The sequence below is a fragment of the Nonomuraea sp. NPDC049378 genome, from assembly GCF_055586745.1.
The window spans coordinates 26,519-43,528 of record NZ_JBVJHP010000045.1 but is presented as its reverse complement, the minus strand read 5'-3'; the positions used below and the strand labels follow the sequence as shown (position 1 = coordinate 43,528).

The following is a 17,010-nucleotide window of genomic DNA, read 5'->3' as shown; positions in this document are numbered from 1 at the left end:
TCCTGCGCAAACTCCGCTGCTGCCCACTTCTCGCAGGTCAGCTCGTCAAAGCGATCCTCGTCCTTCAGCTCCGTGAGGCTGGATGAAAAGCATTCCTTGTACTGGGGGACGGTCAACAGCCGCCACGAGGGCTACTACTTGTGTGCCATTCTCAACAGCCCAGAGTTGACGGAGTTTGTCCGCCCCTTGATGTCGTACGGGAAGGACGAGCGGCACATCGACAAGCACGTGTGGAAGTTACCGATCCCGCTCTATAAAGCAGAGAACCAGGTCCATGCACGTCTTGCTGAACTGGGAGCCCGTCAGGCCGAATTTGTGGCTGGCCTGGGACTCGACGAGGGCGCCAACTTCGTGGGATTGCGTCGCACCGTCCGCAAGGCTCTGCCCACGGCCCCTGAGGCGGATGAGGTAGATGAGCTGGTGCTGGGACTCCCGGACCAATAGGTCGGGACCGCATGCCTCAGTCGGCCAAACGGCAGTTGGTGAGCGCCACTCCAGGTGTGCCCATGCCCTGCCAACGTCACATCGGACGGATGCCCGTCTCCCGCCGGAGATGCTCGGACGCTCGGAGGATCTGGTTTAGTCACTCACTTAGACACCCAGAAACCCCTCAAGATCCCTTGAGGGGTTTCTGACCTGGAGCCGCCTTGGGGATTCGAACCCCAGACCCCTTCATTACGAGTGAAGTGCTCTGGCCGACTGAGCTAAGGCGGCGTGCCGTACGGCGTGACAGAGTCTACAGGAGCCCGAAGGGTTCTCGCTCCCACCTATTGCCCCGGCTCCCCGTACGTCGAGTCGTACGCCTTCCGCGGCCCGCACACGCTCGCCTTCGAGCAGGCGCACCGTCGCCCCCCGTCGTTGAGCCGCACCACCACCGAGTCGGACGGTACGTTGTGCCCCACCACGGTCCCGGGGCCTTCCGGGGTTTCCACGTTCGTCCCCACTCGGGGCGCCGAGGCGCGGAACTCCTGGTAGAGGGGGTGTTCGTACTTGAGGCAGCACATGAGCCGCCCGCAGGCCCCCGCGATCCGCAGCGGGTTGACCGGGAGGTCCTGGTCTTTGGCCATGCGGACGGACACCGGCTCGAAGTCCTTGAGGAACGTCGCGCAGCACAGGTCGCGCCCGCAGGGGCCGATGCCGCCCTGGAGGCGCGCCTCGTCCCTGGGGCCGATCTGCCGGAGTTCGACCCTGGCCCGCAGGTTGCGGGCCAGGTCGCGGACGAGGGCGCGGAAGTCGACCCGGTGGGGCGCAGAGAAGTAGACGGTGAAGACGTTGTCCTCGTCGAGATAGTCGACGCCGACGACCTTCATGGGCAGGGTGTGCCGTTTGATGAGGCGTTTGGCCACGCTGCGGGCTTCGGCCCTGCGGCGTTTGTTGGTTTCGTCGCGGGCGAGGTGTTCCTCCTCCGCCGGCCCGGCGCACACCGGCAGTCCGTCGATGTCCTCGCTGCTCCATTGGGGCGCCCACACGCACTCCGCCACCTCTGGACCCGAGTCGGTGGGTACGAGCACTTTGTCGCCCACCTTGGGGCTGTGCCCGCCCGGGTCGAGGTAGTAGAGCCTTCCGTAGCGGGTGAAGCTCACGGCCATGATCATTCCCATGGGCTCGAGCTCGCCTCCTTGACCGGCATCGGGGGTCCTTGCGGCCTTCCCTTGCCACATTACGTGCCGCCCGCACCAGGAGTCAGGAGGGCGTCCAATCAGTTGTCCGAGGGGCAGAAGGCTGCTGTTGACAGACCGTAGTCGTAGATCATCTGAACGTTATCCCGCATGCACTTGTTGTTACCTACGGAGGAGACCCCTGGCTGCCCTCTGAGCAGGCTGACGACTTTGTCCACATCGGTCTCCGGTCGGAGCTTCACCCTGAAGGATTCGTTCATGTCCTTCACTTCGGTCTGGTTGATCAGATTCTTGTTGCCCTTGTGCGACTTGAGGAAGTTCTCGTACGCCGCCTTCTGATCCTCGAAGACGAACGATTCGACCTCGGGCATTTCCTCGATCAGCGTCCGGAGCGCCGTCTTCTGCGCCCCCGTCGCTCCCTTGCCCTTCTTCTTGACCTCGAAGTCCTGCTCACCGGAGTAGGTGCGCTCCGCGCCGCACGCAGGCCAGGACGACCCCCGTCCGCACAGGAAGACGCTGAGGTCCACAAGCCGGTTGGGATCGCTCTCCACCTTTTCGACGAGATCACGGTAGCCCGGCCTGTCGACTACACCGTAGAGGCCGGGCAATTTGTGAAGTGCCGCCGACACCTGGCTCGGAGCGGTCCCCTTCTTGAGCTTGAGCCGGAACATCGGCGGAAAATCAGCCGGATCGGCCTTATCCAGCAGCTCCTGATCGTTCGCGAATTCCTGTCGGAAGCGGTTGTAGGCGAGCGCCTGGCCCTCGAAGAGCGCGACCTCGACCTCCGGCAGTTGCCGTACCGCCTCCTCGATCGCCTGTATCTGCTCAGGCGTAGCCTCGTTGCCGTCACACGTCTTCTTCGTGCAGAGCTGGACGACCATGTCGGCCTGGTCGATAGGGAGGGACTCCGGGTTCGTGGCCACCGCGCGGTTGACGTCGCCCGGTCCGCCCAGCCCCACCGCGGCCGCCGTCCCCGCGAGCACGACCGCCGCGGCCGCCGTCACCAGCCGGTGGTTCAGCCGGAAGCGACGATCCGGCGCCCGCAGCGGCCTGAGCGTGCTGGGGTCGAGCGTGGCGCCCGCCTCCGTGAGCGCCTCGCGCAGCCGGTCTTCGGTCGGGCTGTGGTTCATGATTCCTCCCCGAGTGCCCGGCCGAGTGCGGCGAGCCCCCGCGCGATGGTGGATCGGGCCGTGCCGGCGCTGATCCGCATGGTGTCGGCGACCTCCTGGTCGGTGAGGTCGAAGTAGTAGCGCAGGGTGAGGGCCTCGCGCTGCCGGCGCGGCAGCTCGCGCAGCGCCAGCAGCACCTCGCGCCGTTCCTCCCCGAGCATCGCGGCGCTCTCCGCCGACCAGACAGGCGGTTCGTACGGCACCGCGCGCCGGAACGCGGTCACCCGCCTGCGCAGCACCGACCGGCACCCGTTGAGCACCGCGGAACGTACGTAGGCCAGCGCCTTGTCGGCGTCGCGCAGCCTGCCCCGGCCGGCGTGGGTGCGGGCGAACGCCTCCTGCACGACGTCCTCGGCGCTGGCCTGGTCACCGAGCATGATCAGGGCCAGCCGTACGAGGCCGACGTGGTGCTCGGCGAAGATCGACGCCACGTCCACGCGCTGCCGGGCGAGGGCTTCCTGTTGGGTGAGCAGTTCGACTTCCACGTAACAGAGACGCCTGGCGGCCTCGTCTGCTGCTTCTGTCACCCGGTCATCTCATGGGCGGAGCGCCAGCATCATGGCCTCGATCGCGATCTGGGGGTTGACGTTGGCGGCCAGGCGTTCCCGGCACTGCATGATCGCGTCGATCCGCCGCAGCGTCTCCTCGGGGGTGGACGCCTTGGCCAGCTGGTCGAGGTCGAAGCGGATGTCGTCGTTGGCCAGCTCGATGGCGGCGCCGAACTGCATGGCCAGCACGTCGCGGTAGTAGGACACCAGCTCCAGCAACGCCGAGTCCAGCGAATCGCGTTTGATGCGGGTGGCCCGGGACTTCTGCCGGTCCTCCAGCTCCTTCAGCGCGCCCGCGCCGCCGCGTACGAGCCCCCGGTTGAGCCCTTTGCCCGTGGAGCCCTCGCCGTAGATCTTGCGCAGCTCGGCGGTCTCGTTGTCGTTGAGGGCGGCCGTGGCGGCGGCGGCCTCTTCCTCGGCCGTCTTCACCAGCCGCTCGGCCGCGGCCACGCACTCGCCGACCCCCGTCAGCGCGCGTGGAATGCTCAGCACCGCCTCGCGGCGTGCCCTGGCTCCCTCGTCGAGGGCCAGTGCCCGCGCCCTGCTGACGTGCCCCTGGGCGGCTCTGGCGGCGAACCCGGCGATGTCGTGCGGCACGCTGTCACGGGTGGCCAGCACGTGGGCGACGGCCTCCGTGGCGGGTGTGGTGAGGGTGACCAGCCGGCAGCGGGACCTGATGGTGATCATCAGGTCGTCGGGGGCGGGGGAGCACAACAGCCACACCGTGCGAGGCGGCGGCTCCTCGATGGCCTTGAGCAGGGCGTTGGCGGCCGACTCCGTGGCCCGGTCGGCGTCTTCGAACAGGATGACCCGCCACCGGCCCTGCGTGGGCGCCCCGGCCGCGCGCAGGATGAGCTCGCGGGTCTGCTTGACGCTGTAGGACAGGCCTTCCGGGCGTACGGACTCCAGGTCGGGATGCGAGCCGATCAGCACCTGGTGGCACTGGTCGCAGTGGCCGCAGCCGGCGTCGGGGCACAGCAGCGCCGCGGCGAAGGCGCGGGCGGCCTCTTCCCTGCCCGATCCGGGCGGGCCGGTGAACAGCCAGGCGTGCGTCATGCCCGCGCCGCGCCCGCCCCCGATGACCTCGCCGGCCGCCGCCGCGGCCCGCGAGAGCACGGCGGTGGCTTGGTCCTGACCGACCAGGTCAGCGAAAACCGTCACGAGGCAAGGCTAGTCGCGGATGGCGGGCATCGTGCCGGTGGCGTCTTCTGACTCCCTCGGCACCGGGTCGGGCAGGATCTCGTGGATACGGTCCTGGATCTGGCGGGTGAGCACCTCGGCCGGCAGGGTGCCGTCGACCACGAGGTAGCGCTCGGGCGCCGCGGCGGCCAGCTTGCGGAACTCCTTGCGCACCCGCTCGTGGAACTCCAGCGGCTCCGCCTCGATGCGGTCGGCCGCGCCGCCCAGCCGGGTGAGCCCCACCTGGGGCGGCGTGTCGATGAGGACGGTCAGGTGCGGCACCAGCCCGCCGGTCGCCCAAGCGTTGATCTTGGACACGTCCTCGGGGTCGAGCGCCCGGCCGGCGCCCTGGTAGGCCAGCGAGGAGTCGACGTAGCGGTCGGTGACCACGAGCGAGCCGCGGTAGAGGGCGGGCCTGATCACCTTCTCCACGTGCTCGGCCCGGTCGGCGGCGTAGAGCAGGGCCTCGGCACGGGCCGACAGGCCGCGCTCGGCCGCGTCGAGCAGGATGGCGCGCAGCCGCATGCCGACCTTGGTGGAGCCGGGCTCGCGCGTCTGCACGACGTCGTAGCCCTGGTCGCGCAGCCAGATGGCGATCAGCCGCGACTGGGTGGTCTTGCCCGACCCTTCGCCGCCCTCGAACGCCACGAACAGGCCCGGCACGTGCTCGGCCCGCTCGGTGCCCAGCCGCTCGCCCCGCACCGCGGCGATCAGGTCGGCGGTGAGGGGCACGCCCTTCCTGTCGTCCATGTGGCGCAGCGCGAGGAGGCCGACGGCGGTCGCGAGCACGCCGCCGATCAGCAGCACCAGGTTGGACCCGTCGAACTGGTAGGCGAACTCGCCCAGGTCGAGCACGTGCACGCCGAAGATCGCCGCCACCGGGTTGGCCACGGCGACCACGAGCAGGAGCGTCACGCGCGCGGTGGACTGCAGGAACGCGAACGTACGGCCGCGCAGCCCGTCTTCGACCTCGAGCCCGATCAGCGTGTAGCCGATGATCCAGGCGATGCCCGCGCACGCGCCGAGCACGACGGTCAGCATGACCACGATCGGCAGGTTGTGCACCAGCGCGATCGTGACGAGCACCAGCCCCGCCACGGTGATGGCCAGGCCGAACAGCCGCCTGCGCGACAACTGGCGCAGCAGCCTGGGCCCGAAGAACATGCCCAGCGCCATGCCGACGAAGACCGCGCCGAACACGACGCCGTAGGCCGCGTCGCCGCCGCCGAGCGCACCGACGTAGATCTTGGCGACGCCGACCACGGCCCCGCCGGCGGCGAACGCGCCCAGCATGCCGATGATGAGGCCGCGCACCATCCGGTGGCCGCCGACGAACCGCCAGCCCTCGATGACCTGCTTGAGCACGGACGGCGTGGAGATGGCGCCGTCACGCTTGGGAATGCCGCGCAGCGTGAAGATCAGGAAGGCCGACACGAGGTAGGCGCAGGCGTTGACGATGAGCGCCAGCCCTGTGGCGTCGCGGCCGGACAGGAACGGCACCGTGCTCGTGACCACGTCGCCCACCACGGACAGCGCGGCGAAGAGCATGGCGGCGATCGGCGCGGTGCCGTAGGTGACCAGCAGGTTGAGCTGGTTGGCCGACTCGAGCTGCTCCTTGGGCACCAGGTTGGGGACGGTGGCGTCCTTGGCCGGGACCCAGAACAGGTTGATGCACTCGACCAGGAGGGTCGCGATGATCACCCACTGGTAGCTGTGCACGAACGGGATCGACAACACGATGGCGAACCGGGCGAGGTCGGCCGCGAACATCGTCAGCCGCCGGTCGAACCTGTCGGCGAACACCCCCGCGAGCGGCCCGAGCAGGATGGCGGGCAACATCTTGGCCACGAACACGCCGCCGATGGCCAGCGACTGCACGCGGTAGTCGTCCTGCATCAGGTTTCCGGCCAGCGCGGTCAGCGCCAGGATGTTGAGCCAGTCGCCGAGACTGCACACCGACATGGCGGTCCACAGCCGCCGGAATGGCGCATTGGCCAGCACGTGAGCCGGGCGGCGTCGGCCAGGGGCAGTCATGATTTCAGCGTATCCAGGTGTTGACCGGAAGCGGGCAGTCGGGAGAGAAGCCGGAAATGCCCGGCTGCTCGTGGCTGAGGGTATTACGTCCGCGGGCTGGTGCGCAGGTTTCGCACCTCGAAAGGGGCCCCAAATCCATCATCAATTGACAGCTCCGGCCTCATGTCGCGCCGCCTCCACCAATGGCCGCCATTCGGCGCGGATGTCGGGCGGCAGCTCCAGCTCGTCGAACAGCTCGACCAGCAGCACGCCGTCGACGTGGTCGAGCAGCTCCTGCGGCCCGCCCTCGCACAACAGCGTGGTGTAGGCGACCCGCCGCTGGTCGCGGTCGGCCAGGTCGTGGGCGTGACCGCGCAGCCGCACGACGCCCAGCGCCGCCGCGACCGGCAACCGCCGCAGCCGGCTCGGCACGTGGAACGTGCGCCCGTCGCCGCGCACGCGCGGGGCGAACTCGACCTTCGCCTCCAGCACCAGCCGGAACCCGGCGGCGTCGAGAATGCGCCCGGCCGTCTCCAGCGTCGGCGACTTCCTGCCGTGCTCGTAGGCCGACAGCGTCGTGCGCGAGGTGCCGCTCACGCTGGCCAGGGCCTTCTGGTTGAGGCTCGCGGCATGCCTGGCCTGCTTGAACAGCAGGCCGCCGCGCTCGGCCCAGAGCGCGACCTCCTGCCGCAGCACCCGCTCCACCGGCGACGAACCCACGGCGCACCTCCGACTCGTATCCGGTCGGATACTGTACGCCATCATGGCCCTAGGTGACCAGCGGATTGCGGAAAGTCAGACGCGCAACTCGAGCATCGTGATCTCGGGCGGAGCCCCCACGCGCACCGGCGGCCCCCAGAACCCGGCGCCCCTGGTCACATAGACCGGCACGCCGTCGACCGTGGCCAGCCCCGACACCACCGGCTGCTGCAGCCCCACCACCAGGTTGAACGGCGCGAGCTGGCCGCCGTGCGTGTGCCCCGACAGCTGCAGGTCGACGCCGTGACGGGCGGCCTCGGCGACCTGGATGGGCTGGTGGGCGAGCAGCACGGTGCTCCTGCCCGCCGCGCGCCCGCCGAGAGCCCTGTCGAAGTCCGGAGGGTCGCCCGCGTCCGCCCCGCCGACGTCGTTGACGCCGGCCAGGTCGAGCACGGCGCCCTGGTGCCGGATCTCCACGCGTTCGTTGCGCAGAGAACGTACGCCGAGCTCCGCGAGTTCCTCGATCCACTCGCCGGGGCCTCCGGACACGTAGTACTCGTGGTTACCGGTCACGAAATAGGCCCCGTAGCGGGACTCCAGGCTCTTGAGCGGCCGGGCCAGCGGCCCCAGCTCGGCGACCGGCCCATCCACCAGGTCGCCCACGATCGCCACCACGTCGGCCTCCAGGCCGTTGATCATGCGGACGATGCGCTCGGTGTGCCGCAGCCCTGTCAGCGGCCCCAGGTGTACGTCGCTCACCACGGCGAACCGCAGGCCGCTGAGCCGGGGATCCAGCTTGGGCAGCGTGACCGCGACCCGTTCGGTCACGGGGTCGCCCAGAGCGGTCGTCACGCCGTACCCGACCGTGCCCAGCGCACCCACGCCGGCGACCGCGGCGGTGGCCCGCCCCAGGAAGAGCCGCCTGCTCATCGGAGCCGCCTCCGCCGCGGGAGGCGCGACCGGCTCCTCCTCGGCGGGGCCGCCGGCTCCGGCGAGCACCGGCACCGGCTCTGGCTCGGGCGTCGCGCTCCGCGGAGCGGCCCGGCGCGACAGCAGCGCCACCACGGCCCGCGGGATCTCCAGCACGACCAGGAAGACGACCAGGTAGAACATCACGGCCACCCACAGGTAGCCCGGCCAGGCGAGCCAGTGCCCCCACTCCACCCGCGAGCCCGCGAAAGCCGCGGCCACGAGCAGCACCATGCCCACCAGGCCCCAGGTCAGCGCCTTGCGCAACCGCCCGGGGCCCGTCGTCGAACGCACCATCCGATGCCACAGATAGAAATGCGCGAGCGCGACGACGCCCAGAAACATCAGGACGAACAACACATACTGATGTTACTTACGACTTGGTCGCCTGCTTCTTCGCGGTGGCCTTTTTCGCCGGAGCCTTCCTCGACGACTTCTTCGGCGCGGGAGCCCGCTCACGACGCTCGGCCAGCAGCTCCGCCGCCCGCTCGATCGTGATGTCCTCGACCGTGTCGCCCTTGCGCAGCGACGCGTTCGTCTCGCCGTCGGTGACGTAAGGGCCGAACCTGCCCTCCTTCACCACGACCGGCTTCTTGGAGTTGGGGTCGTCGCCCAGCTCCCGCAGCGGCGCCGCGGCCGCGGCCCGCCGGCCGCGCTGCTTCGGCTGCGCGAACAACTCCTTGGCCTGCTCGATGGTGACCGTCAGCAGGTCTTCCTCGGAGGCCAGCGAACGGGAGTCGGTGCCCTTCTTCAGGTAGGGGCCGAACTTGCCGTTGTAGGCCACGACCTCCTCGCCGTCGAGCTCGCCCACAGGCCTGGGGATGGACAGCAGCTTGAGCGCGTCCTCGAGCGTGATCGTGTCGAGCGACATCGACTTGAACAACGAACTCGTACGCGGCTTCGGTGCATCCGCCTTCTTGCGCTTCTTGGGAGCTTCGTCCTCGGCCGGCTCCGGCAGGACCTCCGTCACGTAAGGCCCGTAACGGCCGTCCTTCGCCACGACCGTGTGGCCGGTCGCCGGGTCCTTCCCCAGCTCCCTGTCACCCGTCGGCCGCGAGAACAGCTCCTCCGCCTTCTCCGCCGTCAGCTCGTCGGGCGTCATGTCCTCGGGCACGTTGACCCGCGAGCCGTCACGGTCGAGATAGGGGCCGTAACGCCCGACCCGCAGCACGATGTCGGTGCCCTTCACCGGGAACGAGCTGATCTCCTTGGCGTCGATGTCGCCGAGGTCGGTGACCATCTCCTTCAGGCCCTCGTCGCCGTCGACACCGTAATAGAAGCGCTGCAGCTCCGGCACCCGCTCCGCCCGGTCGTTGGCGATGTCGTCGAGCACCTTCTCCATCTCGGCCGTGAAGTCGTAGTCGACCAGGTTGCCGAAATGTTGCTCGAGCAGGTTGACCACCGCGAACGCCAGGAACGACGGCACCAGGGCCGTGCCCTTCTTGAACACGTAGCCGCGGTCGAGGATCGTGCCGATGATCGAGGCGTACGTCGACGGCCGCCCGATCTCGCGATCCTCCAGCTCCTTGACCAGCGACGCCTCGGTGTAGCGGGCGGGCGGCTTGGTCGAGTGGCCGGCCACGTCGAGCCGGGTGACGGTGAGCGCGTCGCCCTCGGCCAGGTTGGGCAGCCGCTTCTCCGAGTCGTCGCGGTCGGTCGACGGATCATCTGACCCCTCGACGTACGCCTTGAGGAACCCGTAGAACGTGATCGTCCGCCCCGAGGCGCTGAACTCGACGTCCTCGCCCCCCGACGACCGGCCGGCCACCTTCACCGTGATCGACTCGCCGACCGCGTCCTTCATCTGCGAGGACACCGTACGCTGCCAGATCAGCTCGTACAGCCGGAACATGTCGCCCGACAACCCGGTCTCGCCCGGCGTGCGGAACTCCTCGCCCGACGGCCTGATCGCCTCGTGCGCCTCCTGCGCGCTCTTCACCTTGCTGGCGTAGACGCGGGGCTTGTCGGGGACGTACGCGGCGCCGTACAGCTTGATCGCCTGTGAGCGCGCGGCCGCCACCGCCGTCTCCGACAGCGTGATGCTGTCGGTACGCATGTAGGTGATGAAGCCGTTCTCGTAGAGCCGTTGCGCCACCTGCATGGTGTATTTCGCGGAGAACCCCAGCTTCCTGCTGGCCTCCTGCTGCAGCGTGGTCGTCCTGAACGGCGCGTAGGGCTTGCGGGTGTACGGCTTGCGCTCGACCGACTTGACCCCGAACGACGAACCCCGCAGCCGGCCCGCCAGCTCTCCCGCGGCGGCCTCGGACAGGTGGAGCACGTCGGCGTTCTTCAGCCGGCCCGTGCTGGTGAAATCGCGCCCCTGCGCCACCCGCTTGCCGTCGACCACGGTCAGCGTCGCGGTGAAGTCGCGCGGCCGCTCCTCCGCCTTGCCGGTGTCGAACAGCGCCTGCAGATCCCAGTAGTGGGCGGACGTGAACGCCATACGGTCGCGCTCGCGCTCCACCACCAGCCGGGTCGCCACCGACTGCACGCGGCCCGCCGACAGGCGCGGCTTGACCTTCTTCCACAGGACGGGGCTGACTTCGTAGCCGTAGAGCCGGTCGAGGATGCGCCGGGTCTCCTGGGCGTCGACAAGGCGCAGGTTGAGGTCGCGCGGGTTGGCCACGGCGTCCTGGATCGCCTGCTGGGTGATCTCGTGGAAGACCATGCGGTGCACCGGGACCTTGGGCTTGAGCACCTCGCGCAGGTGCCAGGCGATCGCCTCGCCCTCGCGGTCCTCGTCAGTGGCCAGATAGAGCTCGTCGGCATCCTTCAGCAGCTGCCGCAGCTTGTTGACCTGCGATCGCTTGTCTGGGTTGACGACGTACAGCGGCTCGAACTCGTGCTCGACATTCACCCCGAGGCGGGCCCAAGGCGCACCCTTGAACTTCTCGGGAATGTCGTCGGCCTTCTCCGGCAGATCGCGGATGTGGCCGATGCTCGATTCGACGATGTAGCCGCGCCCGAGGTAGCCCGCGATGGTCTTCGCCTTGGCGGGCGACTCGACTATCACCAGGCGTGTTCCGCCGGCGCTGCCGTTCTTGGCTGGCACGCTGCTTCCTACCTCGCTGTTCGCTAGCTATCCCCCTGCCGGGAGTCGGCACAGACTGAAAGGTAACCCGACTCGCGGAAATTTCCTTCCCCCCGGGCTACCCACTGGCTTCCGGGTCCACCCACAAGCACGCAGAATAAGGCTCATCGAGCGGCATGGCGCCCTGACTCACTCTGGAGACTAATCGTTGTGCTCGACTACTCCTACATGGATATCTTCATTCCGCGCGACCTCACTCGCGAAGCCGCACGTCAACTGCTGACCGAACACGCAGAGTACGGCCAGTGGGAGCTCGCGCGCGTACGCGTGCACCCCGACGGCAGCCGGCACGTACGCCTGCGCCGGAAGGTCATGCGAGTCCGGCGCACGTTTTGAAGGGTGACATGTTGCACCCCGACATGTTGCACGCGGACATGGCTTTGCCCGCCCCGGGCCGCGCCCCCGGAACGGGCAAAGCATCTCTCGCTGACCGCTCGCCGGACGCGAGCGTCAGCCGATCTGGTCAGGCGCTGTTACGCACCTGCTGTGCCCTGCGCAGCGCCTGCGGTGTCCTGCTCAGTGCCTGCGCCCCGGACGGAACCGGCGGGCGGTCGCGAACAGGGTGGCCGAGGCGGCGAACAGCCCACCGAGCATGAGGGCGAGCAGCGAGCTGGAGTTCATCCCCGTCACACCGGCCGGCTGCTCGGCGCTCATCAGGCCCAGGTTTCCGACAGGCAGGTTACGGGTGGCGGAGGTCACCACGCCGCCGGCCGGGGTCGAGGCCACCAGCGACGTCGCCGGAGCGAGCGGGGAGGCGGCGGCGCCGGAAGGCCGGGCGTGACCGGACCTGTCGGCCGGGGCCGCGGTCCGCTTCTTCGGCTTGGCCGGGGTAACCGCGGTCCGCTTCTTCGGCTCGGCCGGCGTCACGACGGTCCGCTTGGGCGCGGCCGGGGTCTTCGCCTGGGCGGGCAGCCCGGGCAGGCCGGGCACGCTCGGCAGGCCGAGCGTGCGGGAGGCGTCATCGAGGAGGGGCAGTGAGGTCAGGCCGCCGCCCTGCAGCTTGGCGACGTCGCCGACGCCGCCGAAGTCCGGCGTCCCGCCCAGGGCCGGCATGCCCGGGATCACGGGCAGCACGCCGCCCTTGGCCGCCGCGGTCTTGGCGGTGGTGCGGGCGAAGCGCTGGTGGCCGCTGAGTCCTCCGTGCCCCGGCTTGCCGACGTGCGCCCCGCCGAGGCATCCGGCCGCGGCATCGCCCAGGACGGCCACCGCGTTGCCGCAGACGTTGATCGGCGCGGTGATCGGGGCGATGACCTGGTTGCCGCCGAGGATGCTCGCGTTGCCCGAGGTGCGGTTGCCGCCCGTGCCCCTGCCGGGCTCCTTCACGTGGGCGCCGCCCTTGCAGCCGGCGAACGCGCGGCCGACCAGCGCCACGGCGTTGCCGCAGACGTTGACCGGCGCGGTGATCGGCGCGATCACCTGATTGCCGCCGAGGATGCTCGCCCGCCCCGAGGTGCGGTTGCCGCCCGTGCCCCTGCCGGAGTTGTGTACGGTCGCCCCTCCCGCGCATCCGGCCGTGGCATTGCCCACGGCGTTGCCGCAGACGTTGATGGGCAGGGTGATCGGCGCCACCACCTGGTTGCCGCTGCCGACCCCGAACCGGCCGTCGGTGTCGTTGCCCCGCGAGCCCACGTGACGGCCCTTGTGGTGGTAGCCGCGCTTGGGGCCGCCGTTGGTGACCGACGACCCGCCCTTGCAGCCCGAGAACGCCCGCCCGACGACCGCGACCGAGTTGCCGCAGATGTTGATCGGGGCGCTGATCGGCGCGACGACCTGGTTGCCGCCGAGAATGCTCGCCCGCCCCGAGGTGCGGTTGCCGCCCGGGCCGCCCTTGCCGGAGTTCTTCACCGTGGCGCCGCCCTTGCAGCCCGCCGTCGCGTCGCCGAAGATCGCGACCGCGTTTCCGCAGGCGTTGATCGGGGCGCTGATGGGCGCGGTGACCTGGTTGCCGCCGAGGATGCTCGCATCGCCCGACGTACGGTTGCCGCCCGTACCGCCCCTGCCCTGGTTGCGCACCTCAGCGCCACCCTTGCAGCCCGCGTCGGACCTGCCGATCAGCGAGACGGCGTTGCCGCAGGCGTTGATCGGGGCGCTGATCGGCGCGTCGACCTGGTTGCCGCCGAGAATGCTCGCGTTACCCGACGTGCGGTTGGGGATGCCGCCACCGCCGCGGTTGTTCACGACCTCGGCGCCGCCCTGCGAAGAGGCCTGCGACGAGCCGACCGCCGCGACGGAGTTGCCGCTGATGTCGATGGGCAGCGAGATCGGCAGGTCGACCTGGTTGCCGCCGCCGATGGACGCGTCGCCCGAGGTGTCGGCCAGCGCGGTGCCGCTGCCGCCGAACGACATGACGGCCACCGCGAGAAGGGCCGCAGGGGTCGATGCCTTCGCCCACGTACGCATATCGATGCTCCTTGTGGTTCTTGGGGGGATTACCTGAACAGCTCGCGGACAGCCCGAGGCCGTGCGAGGTTTCGCGCACAGCGGAGACCTCGGATTCGCGAACCAGCTGAACTGACGTGTTCACCCGCCGGCGGAGGGGATCAGAGCCGCGCTCCGCCGCGATTACTTGGAGAAGGGCCCGGCGTCGCCTTGCCCGCGACGTCTTCCGTCGCGCGTGACCGGCCGGTGCCCGGGCGGGGATCAGTCAGGTGAGAAAGAAGGGTCGTCCGCCGCTGTGCGGACGACGGGGGGAAGCACGTACGCCAGAGGTGCGCGCCGCGCCTCGAGCCGCGGGTCGAACCCTGACCTCGCGTCATCCCCGGTGGCGGACCCGAAGGGGCCGCTGCCACCGCCGTTGGGCACCAAGCCGTTGGTGTCCAGGATCTGGCCGGCGGTGGACGGTGTCGGCAGGCCAGGATCCTGCTGGCTGTTGAGGCCGTCGACCGTGCGCCCCGCCATGGCTTCGGCGTTGTCGGACGCCGAGACGTGGTCAGGGTCGAGGGAGGCGGCCGACGCGCCGACTTCTGTGACCGCGGAGGGGACCGCGGCCGTTTCGGTCACGGGAAGCCCCGCGGCCGATTTCGCGGACGCGGAAAGATCCGCGGCCGCCGTTGCAGACGCGGGAAGCCCCGCGGCTGTTGTTGCGGACGCTCCCGTCGCCGCGGTGGAGTCCGCGGCCGCCGGAGCGGCGGTGAGCATGCCGAACAGAACAGCGAGCAACCACCCGGCGGCTACCAGGAAGCCGACCGCGGTTGCCCGCATGACGAGCCGACGGGCACCGGCCGCGAACCGCGCCATCCGGTCGACCCGATCGGTGGCCGTGTCCTGCCCCTGGGAGGTCACGGGCAGGCGACGCACAACGAGGGACTTCTCCCTCGGCTGATGCATCGCCGCGCGCGCCACGTGACCTCCCGCTGTCCAGAACCGGCCCAGTGTGGATGGAGCCGGTCCGTGGACTCTCACCCCTCAACGGTCCGTAACCGTAGCAGTACCCAAGGTTGTCGCAAGGCCTTTTCACCGCGACCCCAGAAATTCACCAACGCCACACAGCCCAAACCATCCCCAACTGGGCCAATGCGCTCTGGCGTACGTCATGAGCGGCCCATCAGCGACCCCCCGACGGGCCATCACCCGGCATTCCCGCGCCCCCGGAGCCACCTTTCGGCAGGAGGCCGGATTCTCGGTATGACGCACCCCTCAGAGTTTGCTAGCCTTACTGAGCCGACGCGGGATGACGGTCCCGCGTGCAGGCACCAAGTCCGGGTGGCGGAATAGGCAGACGCGCTAGCTTGAGGTGCTAGTGCCCAGTGATGGGCATGGGGGTTCAAGTCCCCCCTCGGACACACACCGCTCGCACATGTGGGGGTTCCGGTTCGATCCGGGCCTCCACATATTGCTTTTCTGGGTAGTACGTGAGCTTCAACCCGAGCTGGGTGTAGAGCGCGGCCTTATCGTCCGGGTCCGCTTCACCGACCAGCCGCACCAGGTCGCCGACCTCCTCGATCATCGACCTGATCTCCGCGACGCTGATCCGCTGCGCGGCCGGTGCCGCCTTGAGTTCGCCTTCCAGGCGGGCGCGTTCGCTCTTCGCCTCGTTGATCCACGAGGAGATCTCGATCGGGTCGCCTCCCGCGTCGAGCGCGGAGCGATATTGGCTGAGCTTGCGGTCACACTTCGACAGCCGTTTGCGCAGGTCGATCAGAGCCGCCTCGTTCGGGTCGATCACTTGCTCGGCCATCGCCGCGATCGTGTGCTCCAATCTGTCCGGGCCGAACGAGGTCCCCAGCCAGCCATCGACCTCATTGAGGATCTCCGCCTCCCGCAGATAGACGACCTTGGGATGGTCGAGGTGGTTGGTGATGGCGTACTGGGCAGGGAACCGGCACCGGTAATACGCCTGCCGGTTGTTCCAGTTCCCCTGCATCCGGCGCTCGCAGTAACCGCAGAACAGCACACCCCGGAAGGCGTACGGACGCCGCGTAGGGTGAGGACGCTGGCTGAATGTGCCCCTGGCACGTGTGGCGAGAATCTCCTGGACCCGCTGATACTCCTCGACGCTCACGATCGCGTCATGCACGGGATGCTCCGACCAGATCCACTGGTCCTTGGTGTTCCACCGCTGCTTGGTCGTCGTCCCCAGCGCGACGTTCTCCACGTCCAGGAGGATCTCGTCTTTGCGCTGCTTGTTCCACACCTGGTGGCCGGTGTAGCGCGGGTTGGTGAGGATGACCCGTACGGCGTACTTCGACCATGCCCGCTGATTGCGGTGCTTGTTCCGGCCGGGATCGCTGGCCGAGGGTGACAGGATGCCCTGCAGCGTCAGGTCCTCGGCGATGTCCAGGTAGCCCCTGCCTTTGAGGAACTCGCTGTAGATCCACCGCACCACCCGTGAGGTGACCGGATCGGCCACCAGCCGCCGCAGCCTCCGCCCGTCGGCCGCCTTACCGGGGTTCGGATGCGGACCGGCGTCTTGGAGGCTGTACCCGTACGGCGGACGCCCGCCCAGAAATCGGCCTTCGGTCGCGGTGATCGCCGCCATCGCGGCACGTACCCGGATCTTGATCCGGTTTCGCTCGCCTTTCGACAGCCCGCCGAAGACGCCCATGATCATGTCGTGGGCCTCGTTCGCCGGATCGATCGGCCCGCCCACCTCGGGCACCCACAACGGCACACCGAAGTGCTCGAACAACGGGAACGTCAGGCTGTACTGGTTGCCGTAGAAGGCCCGCTGCGGCTCCCCGATCACGACCGCGTCGAAGCCCCGCCGAGGGTCCTTCAGCTCCTCGATCAGCGCCGCCGCGTGCGGCCGGAGCTGCCAGGGGATGGAGCGGGACTTGTCGACGTCGAAGAACTCCGCGACGATCTCCCCGCCCCGCGACTCGATCAGCGCCCGCGCCCGATGCAACTGCCAGGCCCGTGACGCCTCCGGATCCTGGTTGTCCTCGGTCGACACCCGGCCGTAGAAGCCGAACCTGATCGTCATCTCTGCTGCTCCTTCGCAGTCTGCGGCTGCTTCACGCGGGCGGCGGCCTTGAGCAGGATCCGCAGCAGCACGCCGGCCGTGCCGGGGGTGAGCCTGAGCTCCTCCACCGGCACGACCAGCCGCAGCCTGTTATCCGCGCCGCTCACGACCCGTCCCGGTTCGGAACGGGTCCCCGCGTCCACCGGCGACCGGATCGGGCCCTACGGGCCCGCCCACCCCCGGCGGCCCTACATGACCGCTCGCCTCGACGATCGATGTCAACGACCACCTGGACACGACTTCTCATCCGGCGAGACCCGGA

General features: G+C 69.2%; 14 protein-coding genes and 2 tRNA genes. 3 read left to right on the top strand and 13 right to left on the bottom strand.

Features of this window, described 5'->3' with window-relative positions:
- Nucleotides 1–444: hypothetical protein (locus ACZ6SA_RS48695; protein ID WP_465836261.1), on the top strand; the 444-nt coding region annotated here is incomplete at its 5' end.
- 193 nt (nucleotides 445–637) lie between these two features.
- Here ACZ6SA_RS48695 and ACZ6SA_RS48690 read toward each other — a convergent pair.
- From ACZ6SA_RS48690 to topA, 9 genes are all read right to left on the bottom strand, one after another.
- Nucleotides 638–714, bottom strand: a tRNA-Thr gene (locus tag ACZ6SA_RS48690).
- A 53-nt stretch (nucleotides 715–767) separates the two neighbouring features.
- A complete protein-coding gene (locus ACZ6SA_RS48685) occupies nucleotides 768–1,595 on the bottom strand; it encodes a PSP1 domain-containing protein (protein WP_347648093.1) in 828 nt (275 codons plus the stop codon).
- 104 nt (nucleotides 1,596–1,699) lie between these two features.
- Entirely contained in the window at nucleotides 1,700–2,749 is a 1,050-nt protein-coding gene (locus ACZ6SA_RS48680; protein ID WP_465836259.1) for a permease-like cell division protein FtsX, read from the bottom strand.
- Entirely contained in the window at nucleotides 2,746–3,315 is a 570-nt protein-coding gene (locus tag ACZ6SA_RS48675; RefSeq protein ID WP_465836257.1) for a SigE family RNA polymerase sigma factor, read from the bottom strand. Before ACZ6SA_RS48675 ends, ACZ6SA_RS48680 begins: the two co-directional genes overlap by 4 nt.
- A 9-nt stretch (nucleotides 3,316–3,324) precedes the next feature.
- Nucleotides 3,325–4,497 carry a DNA polymerase III subunit delta' gene (locus ACZ6SA_RS48670; RefSeq protein WP_465836255.1) on the bottom strand — a complete coding sequence of 391 codons (1,173 nt, stop codon included), beginning with the start codon at nucleotides 4,495–4,497 and terminating at the stop codon, nucleotides 3,325–3,327.
- A gap of 9 nt (nucleotides 4,498–4,506) precedes the next feature.
- A complete protein-coding gene (gene tmk, locus ACZ6SA_RS48665; protein WP_347648075.1) occupies nucleotides 4,507–6,549 on the bottom strand; it encodes a dTMP kinase in 2,043 nt (680 codons plus the stop codon).
- 141 nt (nucleotides 6,550–6,690) lie between these two features.
- Nucleotides 6,691–7,248 carry a helix-turn-helix transcriptional regulator gene (locus ACZ6SA_RS48660; protein ID WP_465836253.1) on the bottom strand — a complete coding sequence of 186 codons (558 nt, stop codon included), beginning with the start codon at nucleotides 7,246–7,248 and terminating at the stop codon, nucleotides 6,691–6,693.
- A 75-nt stretch (nucleotides 7,249–7,323) separates the two neighbouring features.
- A complete protein-coding gene (locus ACZ6SA_RS48655; RefSeq protein ID WP_347648077.1) occupies nucleotides 7,324–8,556 on the bottom strand; it encodes a metallophosphoesterase in 1,233 nt (410 codons plus the stop codon).
- Nucleotides 8,557–8,569: 13 nt separating this feature from the next.
- Entirely contained in the window at nucleotides 8,570–11,248 is a 2,679-nt protein-coding gene (topA, locus tag ACZ6SA_RS48650; protein ID WP_347648078.1) for a type I DNA topoisomerase, read from the bottom strand.
- A gap of 189 nt (nucleotides 11,249–11,437) precedes the next feature.
- Here topA and ACZ6SA_RS48645 point away from each other — a divergent pair, with 189 nt between their 5' ends.
- The gene (locus tag ACZ6SA_RS48645; RefSeq protein WP_132517675.1) at nucleotides 11,438–11,623 is read left to right on the top strand and encodes a DUF5703 family protein; all 186 of its coding nucleotides are present in this window, start codon (nucleotides 11,438–11,440) and stop codon (nucleotides 11,621–11,623) included.
- A 180-nt stretch (nucleotides 11,624–11,803) separates the two neighbouring features.
- Here ACZ6SA_RS48645 and ACZ6SA_RS48640 read toward each other — a convergent pair whose 3' ends face one another.
- Together ACZ6SA_RS48640 and ACZ6SA_RS48635 are read right to left on the bottom strand one after the other, a co-directional pair.
- Entirely contained in the window at nucleotides 11,804–13,687 is a 1,884-nt protein-coding gene (locus ACZ6SA_RS48640) for a chaplin family protein (RefSeq protein WP_465836250.1), read from the bottom strand.
- 240 nt (nucleotides 13,688–13,927) lie between these two features.
- On the bottom strand, nucleotides 13,928–14,629 hold the full coding sequence (locus ACZ6SA_RS48635; protein ID WP_465836248.1) for a hypothetical protein: 702 nt from the start codon (nucleotides 14,627–14,629) through the stop codon (nucleotides 13,928–13,930).
- 354 nt (nucleotides 14,630–14,983) lie between these two features.
- Between ACZ6SA_RS48635 and ACZ6SA_RS48630 the strand changes: the two genes are divergently transcribed.
- Nucleotides 14,984–15,069, top strand: a tRNA-Leu gene (locus ACZ6SA_RS48630).
- Here ACZ6SA_RS48630 and ACZ6SA_RS48625 read toward each other — a convergent pair.
- Together ACZ6SA_RS48625 and ACZ6SA_RS48620 are read right to left on the bottom strand one after the other, a co-directional pair.
- Entirely contained in the window at nucleotides 15,051–16,709 is a 1,659-nt protein-coding gene (locus ACZ6SA_RS48625; protein WP_465836246.1) for a recombinase family protein, read from the bottom strand. The two genes, ACZ6SA_RS48630 and ACZ6SA_RS48625, sit on opposite strands and share 19 nt — an antisense overlap.
- Complete coding sequence (locus ACZ6SA_RS48620; RefSeq protein ID WP_465836244.1) at nucleotides 16,706–16,855, bottom strand: hypothetical protein; 150 nt, start codon at nucleotides 16,853–16,855, stop codon at nucleotides 16,706–16,708. The genes ACZ6SA_RS48625 and ACZ6SA_RS48620 overlap by 4 nt, the downstream gene beginning before the upstream one ends.
- Nucleotides 16,856–17,010 lie beyond the last annotated feature (155 nt).